Raw genomic sequence first — 18,220 nt, 5'->3', positions numbered from 1 at the left:
AGTCAACCTGCAAAAAAATACGGAGTTTGCTATGAGCAACAAAGGGCAATTGTTACAAGACCCGTTTTTGAACGCACTGCGTAAAGAGCATGTGCCGGTGTCGATCTACCTGGTCAACGGCATCAAGCTTCAAGGGAACATCGAATCGTTCGACCAGTACGTCGTGTTGCTCCGGAATACGGTCACCCAGATGGTCTACAAGCACGCAATCTCGACAGTCGTGCCAGCCCGTCCGGTGAATTTCCACCCGGATTCTGAACAGTCCTAACCCCTGTCGCGGCCGGCGTAGCGTCGCCCGTTGGCGATTACTCCCGGCCGCCTTATCTTGATACCCTCCAATTTGATCAATGCAGCGCTTGTCGGCATCGACTTCGGTAAGATCGATTTCGAAGCCAGTCTCGAAGAACTCAGCCTGCTCGCGCAAAGCGCGGGTGCCAATCCGTTAGTTACCCTCACCGGACGCCGGTCCAGCCCCGACGCGAAGATGTTCGTCGGCAGCGGCAAGGCCGAAGAATTGCGTCTTGCGTGTGAGGCGAACGACATCGAACTCGTCATTTTCAATCACGCTCTGGCACCTGCGCAGCAGCGCAATCTGGAGCAGGCGCTTAATCGCCGTGTGATTGATCGCACCAGTCTCATCCTCGATATTTTTGCGCAACGCGCCCGCAGCCACGAAGGCAAGCTGCAGGTGGAGCTCGCGCAGTTGCAGTATCTGTCGACCCGGCTGATTCGTGCGTGGACTCACCTCGAGCGTCAGAAGGGCGGTATCGGTTTGCGCGGTCCTGGTGAAACGCAGCTCGAAACCGACCGCCGCCTGATCGGCGAGCGCATCAAGGCGCTCAAGACGCGGCTTGAGAAGCTGCGTCGTCAGCATGGCACGCAGCGTCGCGCGCGCAGCCGGAATCAGACGATGTCGGTGTCGCTGGTCGGCTATACGAACGCGGGCAAATCCACGCTGTTCAATGCACTCACTAAAGCTCAGGCGTATGCTGCCGACCAACTGTTCGCGACGCTCGACACAACGTCGCGCCGCGTGTATCTCGGCGACGAAGCGGGGCAGGTGGTGGTGTCCGATACGGTCGGGTTCATCCGCGAGTTGCCTCACCAGCTGGTCGCGGCATTCCGTGCCACGCTCGAAGAAACCATTCACGCCGATCTGCTGCTGCATGTGGTCGACGCATCGAGCGCAGTGCGCCTCGATCAGATCGATCAGGTGAACGAGGTGTTGCACGCTATCGGCGCGGACACGATCCGGCAGGTGCTGGTATTCAACAAGATCGACGCGGTGCCCGAGTTGGCGGCCCGTGGGGACGCGGTTGAGCGGGATGAGTATGGTAATATTTCGCGCGTCTTTTTGAGCGCGCGCACCGGGCAAGGGCTGGATACATTGCGCGCTGCCATCGCTGAAATCGCTACTGCCGAACCTCTTGGCGACGTGCTGATCGAGCCGTCGGAAGAAAACGGAACGGCAGCACCGCACGACGACCGCAAGGTCCCAGAACTCGGGCACTGACCCGTCCCAATTGCACTGACCCGCTGTCTACTCTGGTGAACGAACACAGGTGAACGATTACAACGAGCGGAGTATCTGGCTGCGCATGCGCGCCATGCTGTCACTGAACGATCCGCGCTGGGGCCGGGGCGATGGCAATGGAGACCGGCAACGGCCGAACGATCCCAAGCGCCCACCCAAAGACGGTGAAGGGCCGCCCGATCTCGACGAGATGTGGCGTGATTTCAATCGTCGCCTGAGCCGGATTTTTGGACGCAAGGGCGGTGGTGTCGGTGGCGGCAAACCCGATAACGGACGCGGCGCGCGCATCGGCGTGGGCATCGTGATCGGCGTGCTGATCGCTATCTATCTCGGCAGCGGCGTGTTCGTCGTGCAGGATGGTCAGGCGGCGGTCGTGATGCAGTTCGGCAAATATCGTTACACCGCGGGGCAGGGTGTGCACTGGCGTCTGCCGTATCCGTTCGAAGCGCATGAAGTCGTCAATATCGGGCAGATCCGCCAGGTGGAGATCGGCCGCAATAACGTCGTGCGTCTCGCGAACGTGAAAGACGCGTCGATGCTCACGCAGAATGCGGACATCGTCGACGTGCGTTTCGCGGTGCAATACCAGGTGCGCAAGCCGACCGATTATCTGTTCCGCAGCGTCGATCCCGATCAAAGCGTGATGCAGGCCGCTCAGGCGGCGGTGCGCAGCATCGTCGGCACGCGCAGCACCAGCGATGTTCTCGATCAGGATCGCGAAACAATTCGTCAGCAGCTGATGGAATCGATCCAGCAGACCCTCGACGCGAACCAGTCCGGTCTCGTTGTGACCGGGGTGACGATGCAAGGGGTGCAGGTGCCCGACCAGGTGCAGGCCGCCTTCGACGACGCCGCAAAAGTACGCCAGGAAAACGAACGCGCGAAGCACGACGCGCAGGCCTACGTCGCAGATTTGCTGCCGCATGCGCAAGCCGATGTGGCACGCCAGATCGCCGACGCGAAAACGTACAGCGACAAGACCGTGGCTCAGGCGCAGGGCGACGCTGAGCGCTTCAATCAGGTCTACGAGCAGTACTCGAAAGCGCCCGCTGTGGTCCGCACGCGCATGTACATGGAAACCATGCAGCACATCTATTCGACGGCGACCAAGGTGTTTGTGGACAACAAGAACGGCAATAACGTGATGTATCTGCCGCTCGACAAGCTGATCGAACAGAATCGTCAGCGGCTCGCGGAAGCAGGCGTGAGCCCGTCGGGCGCTTCGGCAGCTGCAGCTCCGCAAGCGGCGAGCGGTGCAGCGGCTCCGGCGGCTTCCGACAACGCGGCTGCCGCTGTACCGGGAGTCGTGGCTTCGGCACCGGCCGCCGTCAGCACGCCGGCCAGCCAGGCCGCGGCAAGCAGCGACTCGCTCCGTTCACGCGACGCCTTCCGCAATCGCATGCGTGAAGACGACGTTCAATAAGGAGCGCACAACATGAACAAGATCATTGCGCTCGTCGTGGCTATTGTCATCGTGCTGTTCGCCGCGTCGTCGACGGTGTTCGTCGTCGATCAGCGGCATATGGCCGTGCTGTCGTCGCGTGGCGACTCGCCGTCCACGTTGCTCGGGCCGGGGCTGCACGTCAAACTGCCGCCGCCGTTGCAAACCGTCACGCTGGTGGATAACCGCGTGCAGTCGCTCGACGCGCCAGACGAAGATCATTACGTCACGTCGGACAAAACCGAGTTACTGGTGAATCCGGTCGTCCGGTTCCGCGTCACCGATCCGCTGAAATTGCTCGCTGAAACAAAGGGTGATGTCCAGAGCCTGCCGGACCGGCTGGCTCTGCTGTCGCGCACCGCGCTTAGCGACGCGTTTGGCAAGGTCACGTTGTCCGACGCGCTTGCCAAACAGCAGGCTGTCGCGGACGAAGCGCGCGACTCGATGGACAAGGCGGCGGCGTCGCTGGGCGTGTCGGTGGTCGGTATGCAATTGACGCGCGTCGATTTCCCCGCAGCGATGACCGATTCGGTCTTCAAGCGGATGATTGCCGAGCGCAACCAGGTTGCCGCCGACGAACGCGCCAAGGGCGCGGCCGAGGCTGACCAGATCAAGGCCGATGCCATCGCGAAGCAGCAGGAGATTCTCGCCGACGGCTATCGTCAGGCGCAGGGCATTCGTGGCGACGGCGATGCGAAGGCTGCGGCCATTGCTGCAGACGCTTTCGGCAAAGACCCGCAGTTCTATCAGTTTTATCAAAGCATGCAGGCATACCGGAACACCTTCAAGCCGGGCGACATCGTTGTCGTCGACTCGAATAACGAGTTCTTCCGCTTCATGCGTAGCCCGACCGGCGGCGCTGCCCCGGACGCTCCCGCGGCACCGCGCAAACACTGATAACCGGAACCGCCGCGGCATTCGCATCGCGGCTTTTCATCGCATGGATATAGCCGGCTCGTTACTGCTCGCGATCGCATTGATGCTGATTATCGAAGGGATGTTTCCCTTCGTTTTTCCGGCGGCCTGGCGCGACACGTTCCGTAAAATTGCGGAACGTCCCGCGCATCAGATCCGCATTGGCGGGTTGATCGTGATGGCGCTCGGACTGATTCTGCTGTTTATCGTGACCTGACGGGTCCGGCTCGGGCCGTAGATGCCTCGCCTGTGGTGTCTGTGCTGCTGATGTCTGCCGACGCGAGCCGGCATGAGGTGCACGGGCGTCAGGGCGTCTGCGATAGCCGCCAGAATCGAGTCGCCGCCCGCCATTAAAACTCACTCACCGGCGCCCCAGCCGCCGTGTTCAACGTCGTAGGACTGTATCGATGTCGACCTGGTTACTCCCCGAAAATATCGCCGACGTGCTGCCGTCGGAAGCCCGCAAGATCGAAGAATTGCGGCGCCGTCTGCTGGACCGTTTCCGCTCGTATGGCTACGAGATGGTGATGCCGCCGCTGCTCGAATACCTCGAGTCGCTGCTGACCGGTGGCGGTCACGATCTGAATCTGCGCACCTTCAAGCTCGTCGACCAGATGTCCGGTCGTACGCTCGGTCTGCGCGCCGACATGACGCCGCAGGTCGCGCGTATCGATGCGCATTTGCTGAACCGTCAGGGCGTGACGCGTCTTTGCTATGCGGGCAATGTTGCGCACACGCGTCCGCGCGGTTTGCACGCCACGCGTGAGCAGATCCAGATCGGCGCGGAAATCTATGGTCATGCTGGCCTCGAAGCCGACCTGGAAATCCAGCAACTGATGCTCGACGCACTGCGTCTGGCGGGTCTTTCCAAGGTTCGTCTCGACCTCTGTCACGCGGGTGTGCTCGCTGCGTTGATCGAATCCGAACCGGCCGCCGCAGACCATGGTCAGTCGCTCTACGACGCGCTGGCGGGCAAAGATGTGCCGCGTCTCGCGGAACTCACCGAAGGACTCACGCCGGTCATCCGCGATGCGTTGCGCGCGCTGCCTTCGCTTTATGGCGACGCGTCGGTGCTCGAAGAAGCCCGCGCACGTTTGCCGAATACGCCGGCCATCGCCCGCGCACTCGACGATCTCGCGTTTCTCGCGAGCCAGGTCGACGGCGCCGAAGTGATGATCGACCTTGCCGACCTGCGCGGCTATGCTTACCACAGCGGCGTGATGTTTTCGGCCTATGTCGACGGCGTGCCGAATGCGGTGGCGCGCGGCGGCCGTTACGACCATGTCGGCCAGGCCTATGGCCGGGCTCGCGCGGCAACCGGCTTTTCGCTGGATCTGCGTGAAGTGGCGCGTATCTCGCCGGTCGAAGCGCGCAGCAGCGCGATTCTCGCGCCGTGGCAACACGACGACGCGTTGCGCGTCAGCGTGGCCGCATTGCGCGATGCCGGCGAAGTAGTGATCCAGGCGCTGCCGGGTCACGAACACAGCCTGGATGAATTCGCGTTCGACCGCGTGTTGGTCGAGCGCAACGGTGCATGGGTCGTCGAACCGCGCTCCTGAGCGCGTTCCTGCCGACCTGCAAGGGGCTTCCCCTCGCACCTGTCATACGGCGACGAGAGTGTCACGAATCTATCGCCGAAGTCTCGCAGGACACGGCGCGGCCAACTGCCGCGCCATCCTTTTCATACTCACCATAACGTGCATACCGTTGAGCGGAAACGGAAAAATTCGGAAGGTTCCGCGAACATAGGTAGAATACGTTTTTAACCAGCTTACGAAACAACATGTCTGCCAGCGCAGTGAATGTGAACCCCGGACGCAACGTCGTCGTCGTGGGAACCCAATGGGGTGATGAGGGCAAGGGCAAGATCGTCGACTGGCTGACGGACCACGCTCAAGGCGTCGTTCGCTTCCAGGGCGGTCACAATGCCGGCCACACGCTTATCATCGGTGGCAAGAAAACCATCTTGCGTCTGATCCCGTCGGGCATCATGCATCCGGGCGTCGCATGCTATATCGGCAATGGCGTCGTGTTGTCGCCGGAAGCGTTGTTCAAGGAAATCGGCGAACTCGAAGCCGCAGGCGTCGATGTCCAGAACCGCCTGTTCATTTCCGAAGCCACCACGCTGATCCTGCCGTACCACATTGCGATCGACCAGGGCCGTGAAGCGCGCCGTGGCGCGGGCAAGATCGGTACGACCGGCCGCGGTATCGGCCCGGCTTACGAAGATAAGGTCGCACGCCGCGGTCTGCGCGTGCAGGATCTGTTCGAGCCGGAAACTTTCGCCGCACGTCTGCGCGAAAACCTCGATTACCACAACTTCGTGCTCACGCAATACCTGGGCGTCGCCGCTGTCGACTTCCAGCAAACGCTCGACACGATGCTCAGCTACGCCGACCGTCTGAAGCCGATGGTTACCGACGTGTCGCGCCGTCTGTACGACGCGAACGCTGCGGGCAGCAACCTGCTGTTCGAAGGCGCTCAAGGCACGCTGCTCGACATCGACCACGGCACGTATCCGTACGTCACGTCGAGCAACTGCGTGGCGGGTGCGGCAACGGCAGGCGCGGGCGTGGGTCCGCAAAAGCTGAACTACATTCTCGGCATCACGAAGGCGTATTGCACGCGCGTTGGTTCGGGTCCGTTCCCGAGCGAGCTGTACGACGCGGACAACGCTGCTCGTCAGGAGCCGATCGGCCTTGAACTGGCTACGGTCGGCAAGGAATTCGGCTCGGTCACCGGCCGTCCGCGCCGCACCGGCTGGCTCGACGTGGCTGCTCTGCGTCGCTCGATCCAGATCAACGGCGTGTCGGGTCTTTGCATGACCAAGCTCGACGTGCTCGACGGCCTCGAAGAAGTGAAGCTGTGCGTCGGCTACACGGTCGACGGTCAGAGCATCGATCTGCTGCCGCGCGGTTCGTCGGAAGTCGCGCGTTGCGTGCCGGTGTACGAAACCTTCCCGGGCTGGAAGGAAAGCACCGTCGGCATCAAGGAATGGGACAAGCTGCCGGCCAATGCGCGTGCGTATCTGTCGCGCGTGCAGGAAGTTGCGGGCATTCCGATCGACATGGTGTCGACCGGTCCGGATCGTGACGAAACCATTCTTCTTCGTCATCCGTTCAAGGTTTAAGCCATGGTTCAAGGTGTACCCATGATCGCGATGAAAGATCCGCGTAATGATGAGAAAAACCTGTGGGTCGGTTGGGACGAGTATCACCGTCTGATCGAACTGCTGGCGTTGGGCGTGCACGACTCGGGCTGGAAGTTCGACCAGATTCTGTGTCTCGCGCGAGGCGGCCTGCGCGTCGGCGATCAGCTTTCGCGTATTTACGATCTGCCGCTGGCAATTCTCGCCACGAGTTCGTACCGCGAAGCAGCCGGCACGGAGCAGGGCGAACTCGACATCGCGCAATACATCACGATGACGCGCGGCGAGCTGCACGGCAACGTGCTGCTGGTCGACGACCTGGTCGATTCGGGCGTCACGCTGGCGCGCGTTCAGCAGCATCTGAAAGACCGCTATCCGGCCATCACGGCGGTGCGTTCGGCGGTGCTCTGGTACAAGGGCTGCTCGAAGGTGAAGCCCGACTACCACGTGCAATACCTGCCGACCAATCCGTGGATTCACCAGCCGTTCGAGGAGTGGGACACGGTTCGTCCACATAACCTCGGTGCGTGGATCAAGCGCGGTATCGCGCAGGCGCAGGAGTCGTCGGGGGAGTGATGCTGACTTCGGCGCTTTACACATCGCGTCGTAATCATCGCAGTGCCCGTGAAACGGAGCCCTTTGGGCTCCGTTTTTTTTGCCCGCGCACCGTGTTCGACGGCGCCGTCGACGCGCTTTGCAAGCCGTGCAACACCCATGCCGACGATCCAGCCAACCTGGCAGACGCGCCCAAATCGCAGTGCTACACTGCGCGGACAATCCACGTGGCTTATCCACAACAGGCCTGGCGGCGTCAGACGGGCAGTTTAGAATAGCGGTCGTTTTTTCCGCTCAGGGAACAGATCTCCTCGCGTCTATGACAGATAACAATCACGTGCACAAACAGCCACTGCCTTCCCTCGCGATTGCCGCGATCGGAGTGGTCTTCGGCGATATCGGCACGAGCCCGTTGTATTCGCTGAAAGAGGCTTTCAGTCCGTCACATGGCATTCCGCTGACTGAACAATCGATTCTCGGCGTGATCTCGCTGCTGTTCTGGGCAATCGTGATCGTGGTCGGCGTCAAGTACGTGCTGTTCGTGATGCGCGCGGACAATAACGGCGAGGGCGGTGTGCTCGCACTGATGGCATTGGCGCTGCGCTCGCTCGAAGAAAAATCGAAATTCGCCGGCCTGCTGGTGATGCTCGGCATCTTCGGCGCCTGCATGTTTTATGGCGACGCGGTGATCACGCCGGCCATCTCCGTGATCTCGGCGGTCGAAGGGCTGGAAATCGCCGCGCCACACCTGTCGCATCTGGTCCTGCCGCTGACTATCGTCATCCTGATCCTGCTCTTCTGGATCCAGCGGCATGGCACGGCGATGGTCGGCCGCCTGTTCGGTCCGATCATGGTGTTGTGGTTCGTGGTGCTCGCCGCGCTCGGTCTGTGGCACATCGTGCAGGCGCCTACCGTGATCCGCGCGCTGAACCCGTACTACGCGTACACCTTCATGGCCGCGCACGTGTTGCAGGCTTATGTCGTACTCGGCTCGGTCGTGCTGGTGCTGACTGGCGCAGAGGCGTTGTATGCCGATATGGGCCACTTCGGCGCGAAGCCGATCCGGATGGCGTGGTACATCCTGGTCATGCCGTCGCTGGTGTTAAATTATTTTGGCCAGGGCGCGCTGCTGATGCACGACGCGAAGGCCATCGAAAATCCGTTCTTCCTGCTCGCGCCCGACTGGGCGTTGCTGCCGCTGGTCGTGCTGTCGACGGTGGCGACGGTGATCGCGTCGCAAGCAGTGATTTCGGGCGCATATTCGCTGACGAGCCAGGCGATCCAGCTCGGCTATGTGCCGCGTATGAAGATCCTGCATACGTCCGAGCTGGCGATCGGCCAGATCTACGTGCCGGTCGTGAACTGGATGCTGCTGTTCATCATTTTGTGCATCGTGATCGCGTTCAAGAGTTCGGATAATCTCGCCGCCGCTTACGGTATCGCGGTGACGGCCACGATGGTCATTACCACGATCCTCGCGTGCGTCGTGATGGTGAAGGTGTGGAACTGGAACAAGCTGCTGGTGGCGTTGATCATCGGCGTGTTCATGACGGTCGATCTAGGCTTTTTCGGCGCCAATCTGCTGAAGGTCGAGGAGGGTGGCTGGCTGCCGCTCGGCATCGGCGCGCTGCTGTTCTTCCTGCTGATGACATGGTTCAAGGGGCGGATGATCGTCAAGGAACGTACCGCCGCCGACGGTATTCCGCTGATGCCATTCCTGCAGGGCCTGCTCGCACATCCGCCGCACCGGGTGTCGGGTACGGCGATCTATCTGACCGGCAGCGATTCGCTGGTGCCGGTGAGCCTGCTGCACAACCTCAAGCACAACAAGGTGCTGCACGAGCGCACCATCTTCCTGACCTTCGTGACCCGCGACATTCCTTACGTGAAAGACGCCGAGCGCGTGACGGTGAAGGATATCGACGGTGGTTTGTATCTCGTGAAAGCCGCGTACGGGTTTAACGAAACGCCGGACGTGAAGGCGGTTCTGCTGGAGGTGGGACGCACGCAGGACATGACGTTCGAGTTGATGGACACGTCGTTTTTCCTCGCGCGCGAAACGGTGGTGCCGACACAGCTGCCAGGCATGTCCGTATGGCGCGAACGCGTGTTCGCATGGATGCACCAGAACGCCGCGAAGCCGACCGACTTCTTCAGCATCCCGGCTAACCGGGTGGTGGAGTTGGGGACCAAGATCGAGATCTGATCCTGGCGCCGTAGTCGGGCGCTAGCCAACAAAAAGCCCACGCATTGCGTGGGCTTTTTGTTGGGCGTTGAGGCCGTGCAGCGAGGGGCGGTGTTCGAGCTAACGCGCGCCGACCCTCGCGAACCCGGCTTATTTCTGCTTGAGCTTCGCAAACGCGGCAGCCATTGCACCACCGGCTTCCGGCTCGCGCGAACGCTGCTGACCGCCACGATTACCACCGCCGCCCGAACGTCCACCGCCAGAGCCGCCGCGATCCTGCTGCGCGCCACCACCGCTACGCACACCGGCCGCGCCGACTTCGTCGTCCATGCGCATGGTCAGCGCGATACGTTGGCGCTTCACGTCGACTTCCAGCACCTTCACCTTGACGATCTGGCCGGCCTTGACCACTTCGTGCGGGTCCTTGATGAACTTCGTCGACAGGGCCGACACGTGCACCAGACCATCCTGATGCACGCCTACGTCGATGAACGCGCCAAACGCGGCCACGTTCGTCACGACGCCTTCGAGCACCATGCCCGGCGTCAGATCGCTGACCTTTTCGACGCCTTCGCGGAATGTCGCCGTCTTGAATTCGGGGCGCGGATCGCGGCCCGGCTTTTCGAGTTCGAGCAGAATGTCGCGCACGGTCGGCAGGCCGAAACGGTCGTCGACGAATTCCGTTGGCGACAGACCGCGCAGCGCCTCACGATTGCCGAGCACTTCGCCGACATGCTTGCTGATCTTCGCAAGCATCCGTTCGACGACCGGATACGCTTCCGGGTGAACCGACGAGCGGTCGAGCGGGTTCTCGCCATTGTTGATACGCAGGAAACCGGCGGCCTGCTCGAAGGTTTTGTCGCCGAGACGCGGCACCTTGCGCAAATGTTCGCGCGACGGGAACGGGCCGTTTGCATCGCGATAGTCGACGATATTGCGCGCGAGCGTTGCGTTCAGACCCGACACGCGAGCGAGCAACGCGACCGACGCGGTGTTCGCGTCCACGCCGACCGCGTTCACGCAGTCTTCTACCACTGCGTCGAGCGAGCGGGCCAGTTCACGCTGATTCACGTCGTGCTGATACTGACCGACGCCGATCGCCTTCGGCTCGATCTTCACGAGTTCGGCGAGCGGATCTTGCAGACGACGCGCAATCGATACCGCGCCGCGCAACGACACGTCCATGTCCGGGAATTCCTTCGCCGCGAGTTCGGACGCCGAGTACACCGACGCGCCTGCTTCGGACACGACGATCTTCTGCAACTTGAATTCCGGGTGCCGCGCGATCAGTTCGCTTGCGAGCTTGTCCGTTTCACGCGACGCCGTGCCGTTGCCGATACTGATCAACTCAGCCTGCGTCTGCGCGCAAATACGCGCGAGTTTCGCGATCGAGCCGTCCCAGTCGCGGCGCGGTTCGTGCGGATAGATCACGTCGGTGGCGAGCACCTTGCCGGTCCGGTCGACCACAGCCACCTTCACGCCGGTACGCATGCCAGGATCGAGACCGATCACGGCCTTCGGGCCTGCGGGAGCCGCCAGCAGCAAATCCTTCAGATTGCGCGCGAACACGCGAATTGCTTCGTGTTCGGCTTCGTCGCGCAGATTGGTCAGCAGTTCGTTTTCGATGTGCGGTTGCACCTTCACGCGCCAGCACCAGCGGCACACGTCGGAGAGCCATTTATCGGCAGGACGGTTCTGATTGGCGATGCCGAAATGGCGCGCGATCAGCGCTTCGCCCGGATGCGGCACCTGCGCGTCGAGTTCTTCGCCGAGGCCGAGCTTGACCATCAGCACGCCCGCGTTGCGGCCGCGGAACAGCGCCAGCGCGCGATGCGACGGCACGGTGCGGATGGTTTCCGCGTAGTCGTAGTAATCGCGGAATTTCTCTTCTTCCGCGTTTTCCTTGCCCTCGACCACTTTCGACGACACCACGCCCTGGTTGAACAGGTAGTCGCGCAGCTTGCCGAGCAGATCGGCTGTTTCGCCGAACTGTTCCGAGAGGATGTCACGCGCGCCGTCGAGCGCGGCCTTCACGTCGGCGACGCCCTTTTCGGCGTCCACATAGGCGGCGGCTTCGGTTTGCGGGTCGAGCAGCGGGTTGCCGAGCAGCGCGTCGGCGAGCGGCTGCAAACCGGCCTCACGGGCGATCTGCGCGCGCGTGCGGCGCTTCGGCTTGTACGGGAGATACAGGTCTTCCAGCACCTGCTTGCTGTCTGCGCCTTCGATCGCGGTGCGCAGCTCGTCGGTGAGCTTGCCCTGTTCGTCGATGCTCGCAATGATCGTCGCGCGCCGGTCTTCCAGCTCGCGCAGATACAGCAGGCGTTCCTCGAGATTACGCAGTTGCGTGTCGTCGAGATTGTCGGTCACTTCCTTACGGTAGCGGGCGATGAACGGAACAGTCGCTCCTTCGTCGAGTAGTTGCACCGCGGCCGCGACCTGGCGCGGCTGGACGGACAGTTCGGCGGCGATGCGCTGTACGATCTTGAGTGCTACGGTTTCCGTCATAAGGTCTTGGTGTTCCTGCGGACTCGGTCAGGGGCCGCGCGCTAACGGCTCGTGAGGTAAATGTGCACGCGAAGCGCGTGAAATACGTGGAGCACGTTAGGGCACGTCGGGGCACGAGGGCACGCCGGGCGTGCGCGCTGCGACCAGGTGGCTAGAGCGGGGCATTTTGCCATAAATGCCAAAGGGCTCAACCGCAGGGTGATAGAATTTCGGGCATCTTCCGTTGACCCTCTACGACGTTGCCAACCTCCTTGTCCCTCAACCCTCTGGGCTCCCGCTTGGTCTCTCGCCTGTCATCGCGTCGGTCACTTCGCTGGTCGCATATTTCGTCGTCTGTTTCGCCTTTCAGCCCGTCAGCCGGAGTGTCGTCTGACCTCGCGTCGGCCTGCGGTCGAATTGCCAGCCGGATCATCGCCGCATCGTGTGCGTCATGTGTGATGGCTGCGGCGCTGGCGTTTTCCGGAACGGCCGCGGCGCAAACGCCGGTGGCGTCCGCGCCGGTCGCGGCATCGGCGGAGAAACTCGACGAAACAGTTGGCGCAAATACGGCCAACGCCACCAGCGCCAGCGATGCAGCCACGCGGGACCAGTCGTTCGACGATCGGCAACGCGTGCTCAACCAGCGCAGCGACGAGAACAACTACAACTACGCCGTTGCCCAGCACAACTGCTACAGCCGCTTCTTCGTCAATTACTGCCTGAACCGGGCCCGCGACAAGATGCGCGCGGTGCAGGCGGACATCCGCAAGGAACAGCTCGCGCTCGACGGCGAACAGCGCGTGCAGCGCGCCCGCGATCGCGACGAGCGGACAGCGCTCCGTCGCGCGCAGGACGACGCGAACGCGCCGCAACGCGCCGCTGAAGACGCGCGTAACGAGCAGGCTTATCAGGACAAGCAGCGTCAGCATCAACTCGATCAGACGCAGCGTGCCGCCGAGGCGCCGCAACGAGCCGCCAACGCGCAAGCCTACCAGGACAAACAGCGCCAGCACACGCTGGATCAGGCGCAGCGCGGCGTCATCCCGTCGCAGGCAGCGGCCAACCAGCAGGCGTATGACCAGAAACAGGGCGACTTCCAGCGCAAGCTCGACGAAGCGCGTCAGCAGGGCGCACAAAAGGCTCAGGAACGCGTCGAAAAGCAGGAAACCTTCGAGCGGAAGCAGGCCACTGCCGAGCAGCACAAGGCCGACGTGGAAGCGCGTCAGAAGCAGGCGGCCGAAAAAGCCGAGCAGAAGCGGCAGGACGCGCTGAAGCAGCAGCAACTCGAAGAGCAGCAAAAACAGCAACAGCAGCAACAGTAAGTGTGCTGTAGTGGGCCCTGGCGGGTTCTGGCCAGGGCCGTAGTCGCCGTAACGCGTTTTAAGCCGTACAGCAACCTCCGGCACGAACTGCGCACGCAGCCCGCGCCGTAGACGAGAGGAGGCGAGCATGCGCGATCAACACCACGTCATCACCGCGGACACTCTGCGCGACCGCATTCTGCAACTGGAATCGGAGCACAGCGGGCTCGACCGGTTGATCGATAAAATGTCGGACGAACCCGGCATCGACGACTTCGAGTTGCAGCGCCTGAAAAAGCGCAAACTCAAGGTCAAGGACACCATCATCTTGCTGCAATTGCAGCTCGAACCGGACGCACGCGCCTGAGTTCGCGGCCTGGCGGGCGCCGGGCGCGCATCGCGCGAGCCGGACTTTGCAGGAAACGCTTGCCTTGAATTCACCGCTTGAAACCTCTTCCCGCGCTCCCTCGGGCGACGACACCTCCGCGACCGGCGTGCCGGCGACGCGGCCTGCCGCGTCTGCGTTGAGCGCGTCGCTGAATCCCCGGCGCGTTGCCGAACTGGACGAAATCTTCGCCGACAACGGCCTGCTGGCCCGTCAGATCGACGGCTATCGTTCGCGGGCGTCGCAGATCGAGATGTCGCGCGCCGTCGCAGCCGCGATGGAAGCGTCCGGCCGCGCGATGCCCGAGCCCGCGATGTTTGAAGCGCAGAAGCGTCCGGCGCGGCGCCTGCAGTCACCCGGTGGCGATGCCGCTGCGGACGCCGCAGAAAGCGCCGAATCGGGCGGACTCGACGGTAGCGAAAACACGCTGATCGTCGAAGCGGGTACGGGCACCGGCAAGACCTATGCGTACCTCGTGCCGGCCATGTTGTGGGGCGGAAAGGTGATCGTCTCCACCGGCACGAAGCACCTGCAGGATCAGCTTTTTCAGCGCGATATTCCGACCGTTCGCGATGCGCTCGCCGTACCGGTGTCGGTAGCGATGCTCAAGGGCCGCGCCAATTACCTGTGCCACTACTACTTGCAACGCACCGCAGATAACGGCCGCTTGCCGTCCCGTCAGGAAACGTCGTATCTGCAGGACATCATTCGTTTCGCGAAGATCACGCGCACCGGCGATAAGGCCGAACTCGCGAGCGTGCCGGAGACAGCGGCGGTGTGGTCTATGGTGACGTCCACGCGCGAAAACTGTCTTGGCCAGGAGTGCCCGCAGTACAAGGAATGCTTCGTCATGCAGGCGCGTCGCGAAGCGCAGCAGGCCGATATCGTGGTGGTCAATCACCACCTCTTCTTCGCCGACATCATGCTGCGCGACACGGGCATGGCCGAACTGCTGCCCACGGCGAATACGGTGATCTTCGACGAAGCGCATCAACTGCCTGAAACCGCCACGCTGTTTTTCGGCGAAACGCTGTCTACCACGCAGTTTCTCGAACTGGCACGCGATTCGGTCGCCGAAGGTCTGAGCCACGCGCGTGAGACCGTCGATTGGGTCAAGCTCGGCGCAACGCTGGAACGTGCGGCGCGCGACGTGCGGCTCGCATTCAAGGAAGATTCGGTGCGCCTGTCGATCGGCCAGTTGCCGGATGACCATCCGCTGTTCCCCGCTCTGGAAACGCTCGAAACTGAACTCGACGCGTTGGCCACGGCATTGGCTGGCCAGGCGGAGCGTGCCGAGTCGATCGGCGCATGTTTGCGGCGCGCGCGCGAATTGCAGGGCGTGCTCGGTGGCTGGACCACGCCGCCTACCGAAACCGAGCGCAACGCCGCCGACATCGCTCAAACCGCTTCCGCCGATGGCAAGGCCGAGCGCGCCGATCCGAATGAAAAGGTGCGCTGGATCGAAGTCTTCTCGCATACGGTGCAGTTGCACGAAACGCCGCTTTCGGTCGCGCCGATTTTCGCGAAGCAGCGCGCCGGTGTGCCACGCGCGTGGATTTTCACGTCGGCGACGTTGTCGGTGCGTGGCGACTTCACACACTACGCCGCGCAAATGGGCCTGAACGCGAAGCGCTCGATGACCTTGCCCAGCCCGTTCGACTATCCGACGCAAGGTCTGCTGTATGTGCCGCGCAATTTGCCGCAACCATCGTCGCCGATGTTCACCGACGCTGTCTTCGACGCCGCTTTGCCCGCGATCGAAGCGTCCGGTGGCGGCGTGTTCATGTTGTGCACGACGCTGCGCGCAGTGGACCGCATCTCGTCCAAATTGCGCGACGTGATCGACGCGCGTGGCTGGGACTATCCGCTGCTCGTGCAGGGCGATGCGAGCCGCACCGAATTGCTCGACCGTTTCCGCTCGTATGGCAACGCGATCCTGGTGGGTAGTCAGAGCTTCTGGGAAGGGGTGGACGTACGCGGCGATGCGCTGTCGCTGGTGGTGATCGACAAGCTGCCATTTGCGCCGCCCGACGACCCGGTTCTGTCGGCGCGGCTGGATGCGCTCACGAAGAAGGGCTTGAGTCCGTTTGCGGTCCACCAGTTGCCTCAGGCCGTAATCACACTGAAGCAGGGCGCAGGCCGTCTGATTCGTGCTGAGACCGATCGTGGCGTGCTGATGATCTGCGATACCCGTCTCGTCGACAAACCGTATGGACGTCGTATCTGGCAAAGCCTGCCGCCGTTCAAGCGCACACGTGAAATAGAAGTGGTGCGTGAATTTTTCGAAGAGAACGCGACACCGGCGTGATATGCCGGTTGATTGAATGCGTCGCGAATAATGCTGTAAAAAGCGACGCTAATAAAATGGCGTCGTTGTAAAAAAGGGCGCGTAAATGACAAAACGCCACGAATGTGAATTCGTGGCGTTTTGCTTTACTGCCCGGGAAATCGCAATGATTTCCCGATGCAGTTTTCGCCCAGAGGCGAACCCTATGCGACAGCTTACTGGCTTGCGCCCGAAGCCGGAGCTGCAGCCGAAGCAGCAGCGTCCGAAGCAGCAGCGCCTGCGTCCGAAGCAGCAGCCGTAGCCGAAGCAGCAGCATCGCTCGCAGCAGCAGCAGCACCCGAAGCAGCCGTAGCCGAATCCGAAGCTGCAGCAGCAGGTGCCGAAGCGGCAGCTGCGTCGCTAGCCGGTGCAGCGGCTTGATCGTTGCTCTTGTTGCATGCAGCCAGTGCCACAGCTGCCAACAGGGATGCTACGAGGAGGGATTTCTTCATGATCACGTCCTTTTATGGTTTAAAGGTAAGCAACAGCGCAAAATAAAACCGGTAATGTGCTCCAACACCGACCTGGGCCGCTGGTGGAGACGCTCTTATGACGAGCTGGAATCTTCCCTACGGCTTGGGCGGAAATTATATGCACTTTCGTACTGACAGTCGATAAATCCGGGGTCAATACGTTGTCTTTCTCATACAAAATTTCACTGTACGGTATAGCAGGTAGGCAGAGTTACGCAAACAGTCACGCAGACTCGCCCACTTCTATCCAGCCCGCACAATACCACTCGTGCAGCAGTGCTGTCACCGACGAATCGTGTGATAGTGTTACAAAGCGTTTCCCACTCATGGACCTGTGATTCGCGAGGTCAGTCAGCCACTTTTTTGCGCCATCAAATGGCGTTTCTTCTCCATTTAGGAAGAAAAAACGGCGGTTGTACAACAGATTGGTCTTGCGGTGCAGCCGGACACCGGACTTCGATGCCTGATCGATAAAACGCGCTTCATTGAGCGGCTTTTGCGGCGGATCAAAGACGACACTCGGCTTCGGTTCGCTGAGATACGTGCCAAGGAACGACGCAATATCCTGCTCTTTCCATTTGATCTGAGCAAGGATCGCACCCACTCGCTCGACGAGCGCCGTGGGCAACTCCGCCGGACGGTCCACAGCCGGTTGGCGCGGGTCGCGATAAAGGCTGCCGGTGCGGCCCGTCGACTCGCCGCGCTCGGCCAGATGGTAGAGAAACTGTGCGGTCAGCTCATCGGTGGAGGGCGCGCGAAAACCGATGGAGCACGTCATGCACTCGCCTTCGGCAATCCCGTCGTGGGCGATGTGCGGCGGCAGGTAAAGCATGTCGCCTGGTTCGAGCACCCATTCCTCTTCGGACTGGAAGTTCTGTAAAACTTTCAAAGGCAAACCGGGCTGCAGTGTCAGATCTTTCTGCGCGCTGATACGCCAGCGGCGCTTGCCTTTTACTTGCAAAAGAAACACATCGTAGGAATCGAAGTGGGGGCCAACGCCGCCACCGTCACTTGCATACGAGATCATCAGGTCGTCGAGACGCGCGTCCGGCACGAAGCGGAAGCGGTCGAGCAACGCGCGTGCGCGGTCGTCGTGAAGATCGACGCCCTGCACGAGCAGCGTCCATGCGCGCTGCCTGACCGACGGCAGTTCGTCGGGCGCGAACGGGCCGTGTTCGAGTTGCCACTTGTTGCGGAAATGCGTGATCAGACGCGCTTCGACTTCGTCCTGATCGGCCAGCTCGAAAAATTCGTCGCGCGACAACGGCGCTTCGATGTTCGGAATGGCCTGGCGAATCAGCAATGGCTTCTTTTGCCAGTAGCGGCGCATGAATTGCGACGGCGACAGATTGCCGAGCAACGCGATCGGGGTATCGGGCGAGGGCGGAAGAACCGGCGTGGAAGCCGGCGACGAATTCCGTGCCGAAGCTGCGTCGGCCGGGTGGTCAGTTGGCCGTTTGGGCATCGTATAAT

At 61.8% G+C, this 18,220-nt stretch carries 15 protein-coding genes; 12 read left to right on the top strand and 3 right to left on the bottom strand.

What is annotated here, in order from left to right:
* Positions 1–31: 31 nt before the first annotated feature.
* The 9 genes from hfq (at position 32) to BLS41_RS10880 (ending at position 9,799) form a co-directional block, all read left to right on the top strand.
* Positions 32–268 carry an RNA chaperone Hfq gene (gene hfq, locus BLS41_RS10925; protein ID WP_006051315.1) on the top strand — a complete coding sequence of 79 codons (237 nt, stop codon included), beginning with the start codon at positions 32–34 and terminating at the stop codon, positions 266–268.
* Positions 269–298: 30 nt separating this feature from the next.
* Positions 299–1,513: a GTPase HflX gene (gene hflX, locus BLS41_RS10920; protein ID WP_074764342.1), complete on the top strand. Its 1,215-nt coding sequence runs from the start codon at positions 299–301 to the stop codon at positions 1,511–1,513.
* Positions 1,514–1,562: 49 nt separating this feature from the next.
* Positions 1,563–2,957, top strand: a complete 1,395-nt coding sequence (hflK, locus tag BLS41_RS10915; RefSeq protein ID WP_074764340.1) for an FtsH protease activity modulator HflK — start codon at positions 1,563–1,565, stop codon at positions 2,955–2,957.
* A 12-nt stretch (positions 2,958–2,969) separates the two neighbouring features.
* On the top strand, positions 2,970–3,872 hold the full coding sequence (hflC, locus tag BLS41_RS10910) for a protease modulator HflC (RefSeq protein WP_074764338.1): 903 nt from the start codon (positions 2,970–2,972) through the stop codon (positions 3,870–3,872).
* Between the two features lie 43 nt (positions 3,873–3,915).
* Positions 3,916–4,107, top strand: coding sequence for a DUF2065 domain-containing protein (locus tag BLS41_RS10905; RefSeq protein ID WP_074764336.1), 192 nt, complete (start codon positions 3,916–3,918; stop codon positions 4,105–4,107).
* A 190-nt stretch (positions 4,108–4,297) separates the two neighbouring features.
* The gene (locus BLS41_RS10900; RefSeq protein WP_074764334.1) at positions 4,298–5,449 is read left to right on the top strand and encodes an ATP phosphoribosyltransferase regulatory subunit; all 1,152 of its coding nucleotides are present in this window, start codon (positions 4,298–4,300) and stop codon (positions 5,447–5,449) included.
* 224 nt (positions 5,450–5,673) lie between these two features.
* Positions 5,674–7,020 carry an adenylosuccinate synthase gene (locus tag BLS41_RS10895; RefSeq protein ID WP_074764332.1) on the top strand — a complete coding sequence of 449 codons (1,347 nt, stop codon included), beginning with the start codon at positions 5,674–5,676 and terminating at the stop codon, positions 7,018–7,020.
* Positions 7,021–7,023: 3 nt separating this feature from the next.
* A complete protein-coding gene (locus BLS41_RS10890; RefSeq protein ID WP_074764330.1) occupies positions 7,024–7,614 on the top strand; it encodes a phosphoribosyltransferase in 591 nt (196 codons plus the stop codon).
* Between the two features lie 298 nt (positions 7,615–7,912).
* A complete protein-coding gene (locus BLS41_RS10880; protein ID WP_074764326.1) occupies positions 7,913–9,799 on the top strand; it encodes a potassium transporter Kup in 1,887 nt (628 codons plus the stop codon).
* A gap of 129 nt (positions 9,800–9,928) precedes the next feature.
* Here BLS41_RS10880 and BLS41_RS10875 read toward each other — a convergent pair whose 3' ends face one another.
* Entirely contained in the window at positions 9,929–12,283 is a 2,355-nt protein-coding gene (locus tag BLS41_RS10875) for a Tex family protein (RefSeq protein ID WP_074764324.1), read from the bottom strand.
* A 437-nt stretch (positions 12,284–12,720) separates the two neighbouring features.
* On the opposite strand from BLS41_RS10875, the gene BLS41_RS10865 reads away from it, so the two are divergent.
* The 3 genes from BLS41_RS10865 (at position 12,721) to BLS41_RS10855 (ending at position 16,256) form a co-directional block, all read left to right on the top strand.
* Positions 12,721–13,584, top strand: a complete 864-nt coding sequence (locus BLS41_RS10865) for a hypothetical protein (RefSeq protein ID WP_074764320.1) — start codon at positions 12,721–12,723, stop codon at positions 13,582–13,584.
* 127 nt (positions 13,585–13,711) lie between these two features.
* Positions 13,712–13,930: a DUF465 domain-containing protein gene (locus BLS41_RS10860; protein ID WP_074764318.1), complete on the top strand. Its 219-nt coding sequence runs from the start codon at positions 13,712–13,714 to the stop codon at positions 13,928–13,930.
* A 64-nt stretch (positions 13,931–13,994) separates the two neighbouring features.
* On the top strand, positions 13,995–16,256 hold the full coding sequence (locus BLS41_RS10855) for a DNA repair helicase YoaA (protein WP_074766458.1): 2,262 nt from the start codon (positions 13,995–13,997) through the stop codon (positions 16,254–16,256).
* A gap of 194 nt (positions 16,257–16,450) precedes the next feature.
* On the opposite strand, the gene BLS41_RS39550 is transcribed toward BLS41_RS10855, so the two are convergent.
* Together BLS41_RS39550 and BLS41_RS10840 are read right to left on the bottom strand one after the other, a co-directional pair.
* Positions 16,451–16,726 (bottom strand): hypothetical protein, encoded by a 276-nt coding sequence (locus BLS41_RS39550; protein WP_074764316.1) that lies wholly within the window; start codon positions 16,724–16,726, stop codon positions 16,451–16,453.
* 244 nt (positions 16,727–16,970) lie between these two features.
* Complete coding sequence (locus BLS41_RS10840) at positions 16,971–18,212, bottom strand: cupin domain-containing protein (RefSeq protein WP_074764314.1); 1,242 nt, start codon at positions 18,210–18,212, stop codon at positions 16,971–16,973.
* Positions 18,213–18,220: the final 8 nt, after the last annotated feature.

This window comes from Paraburkholderia fungorum (assembly GCF_900099835.1).
Lineage (GTDB): Bacteria > Pseudomonadota > Gammaproteobacteria > Burkholderiales > Burkholderiaceae > Paraburkholderia > Paraburkholderia fungorum_A.
Note: the sequence above shows the minus strand (reverse complement) of the source record. Positions and strands in the feature narration are given on the sequence as shown.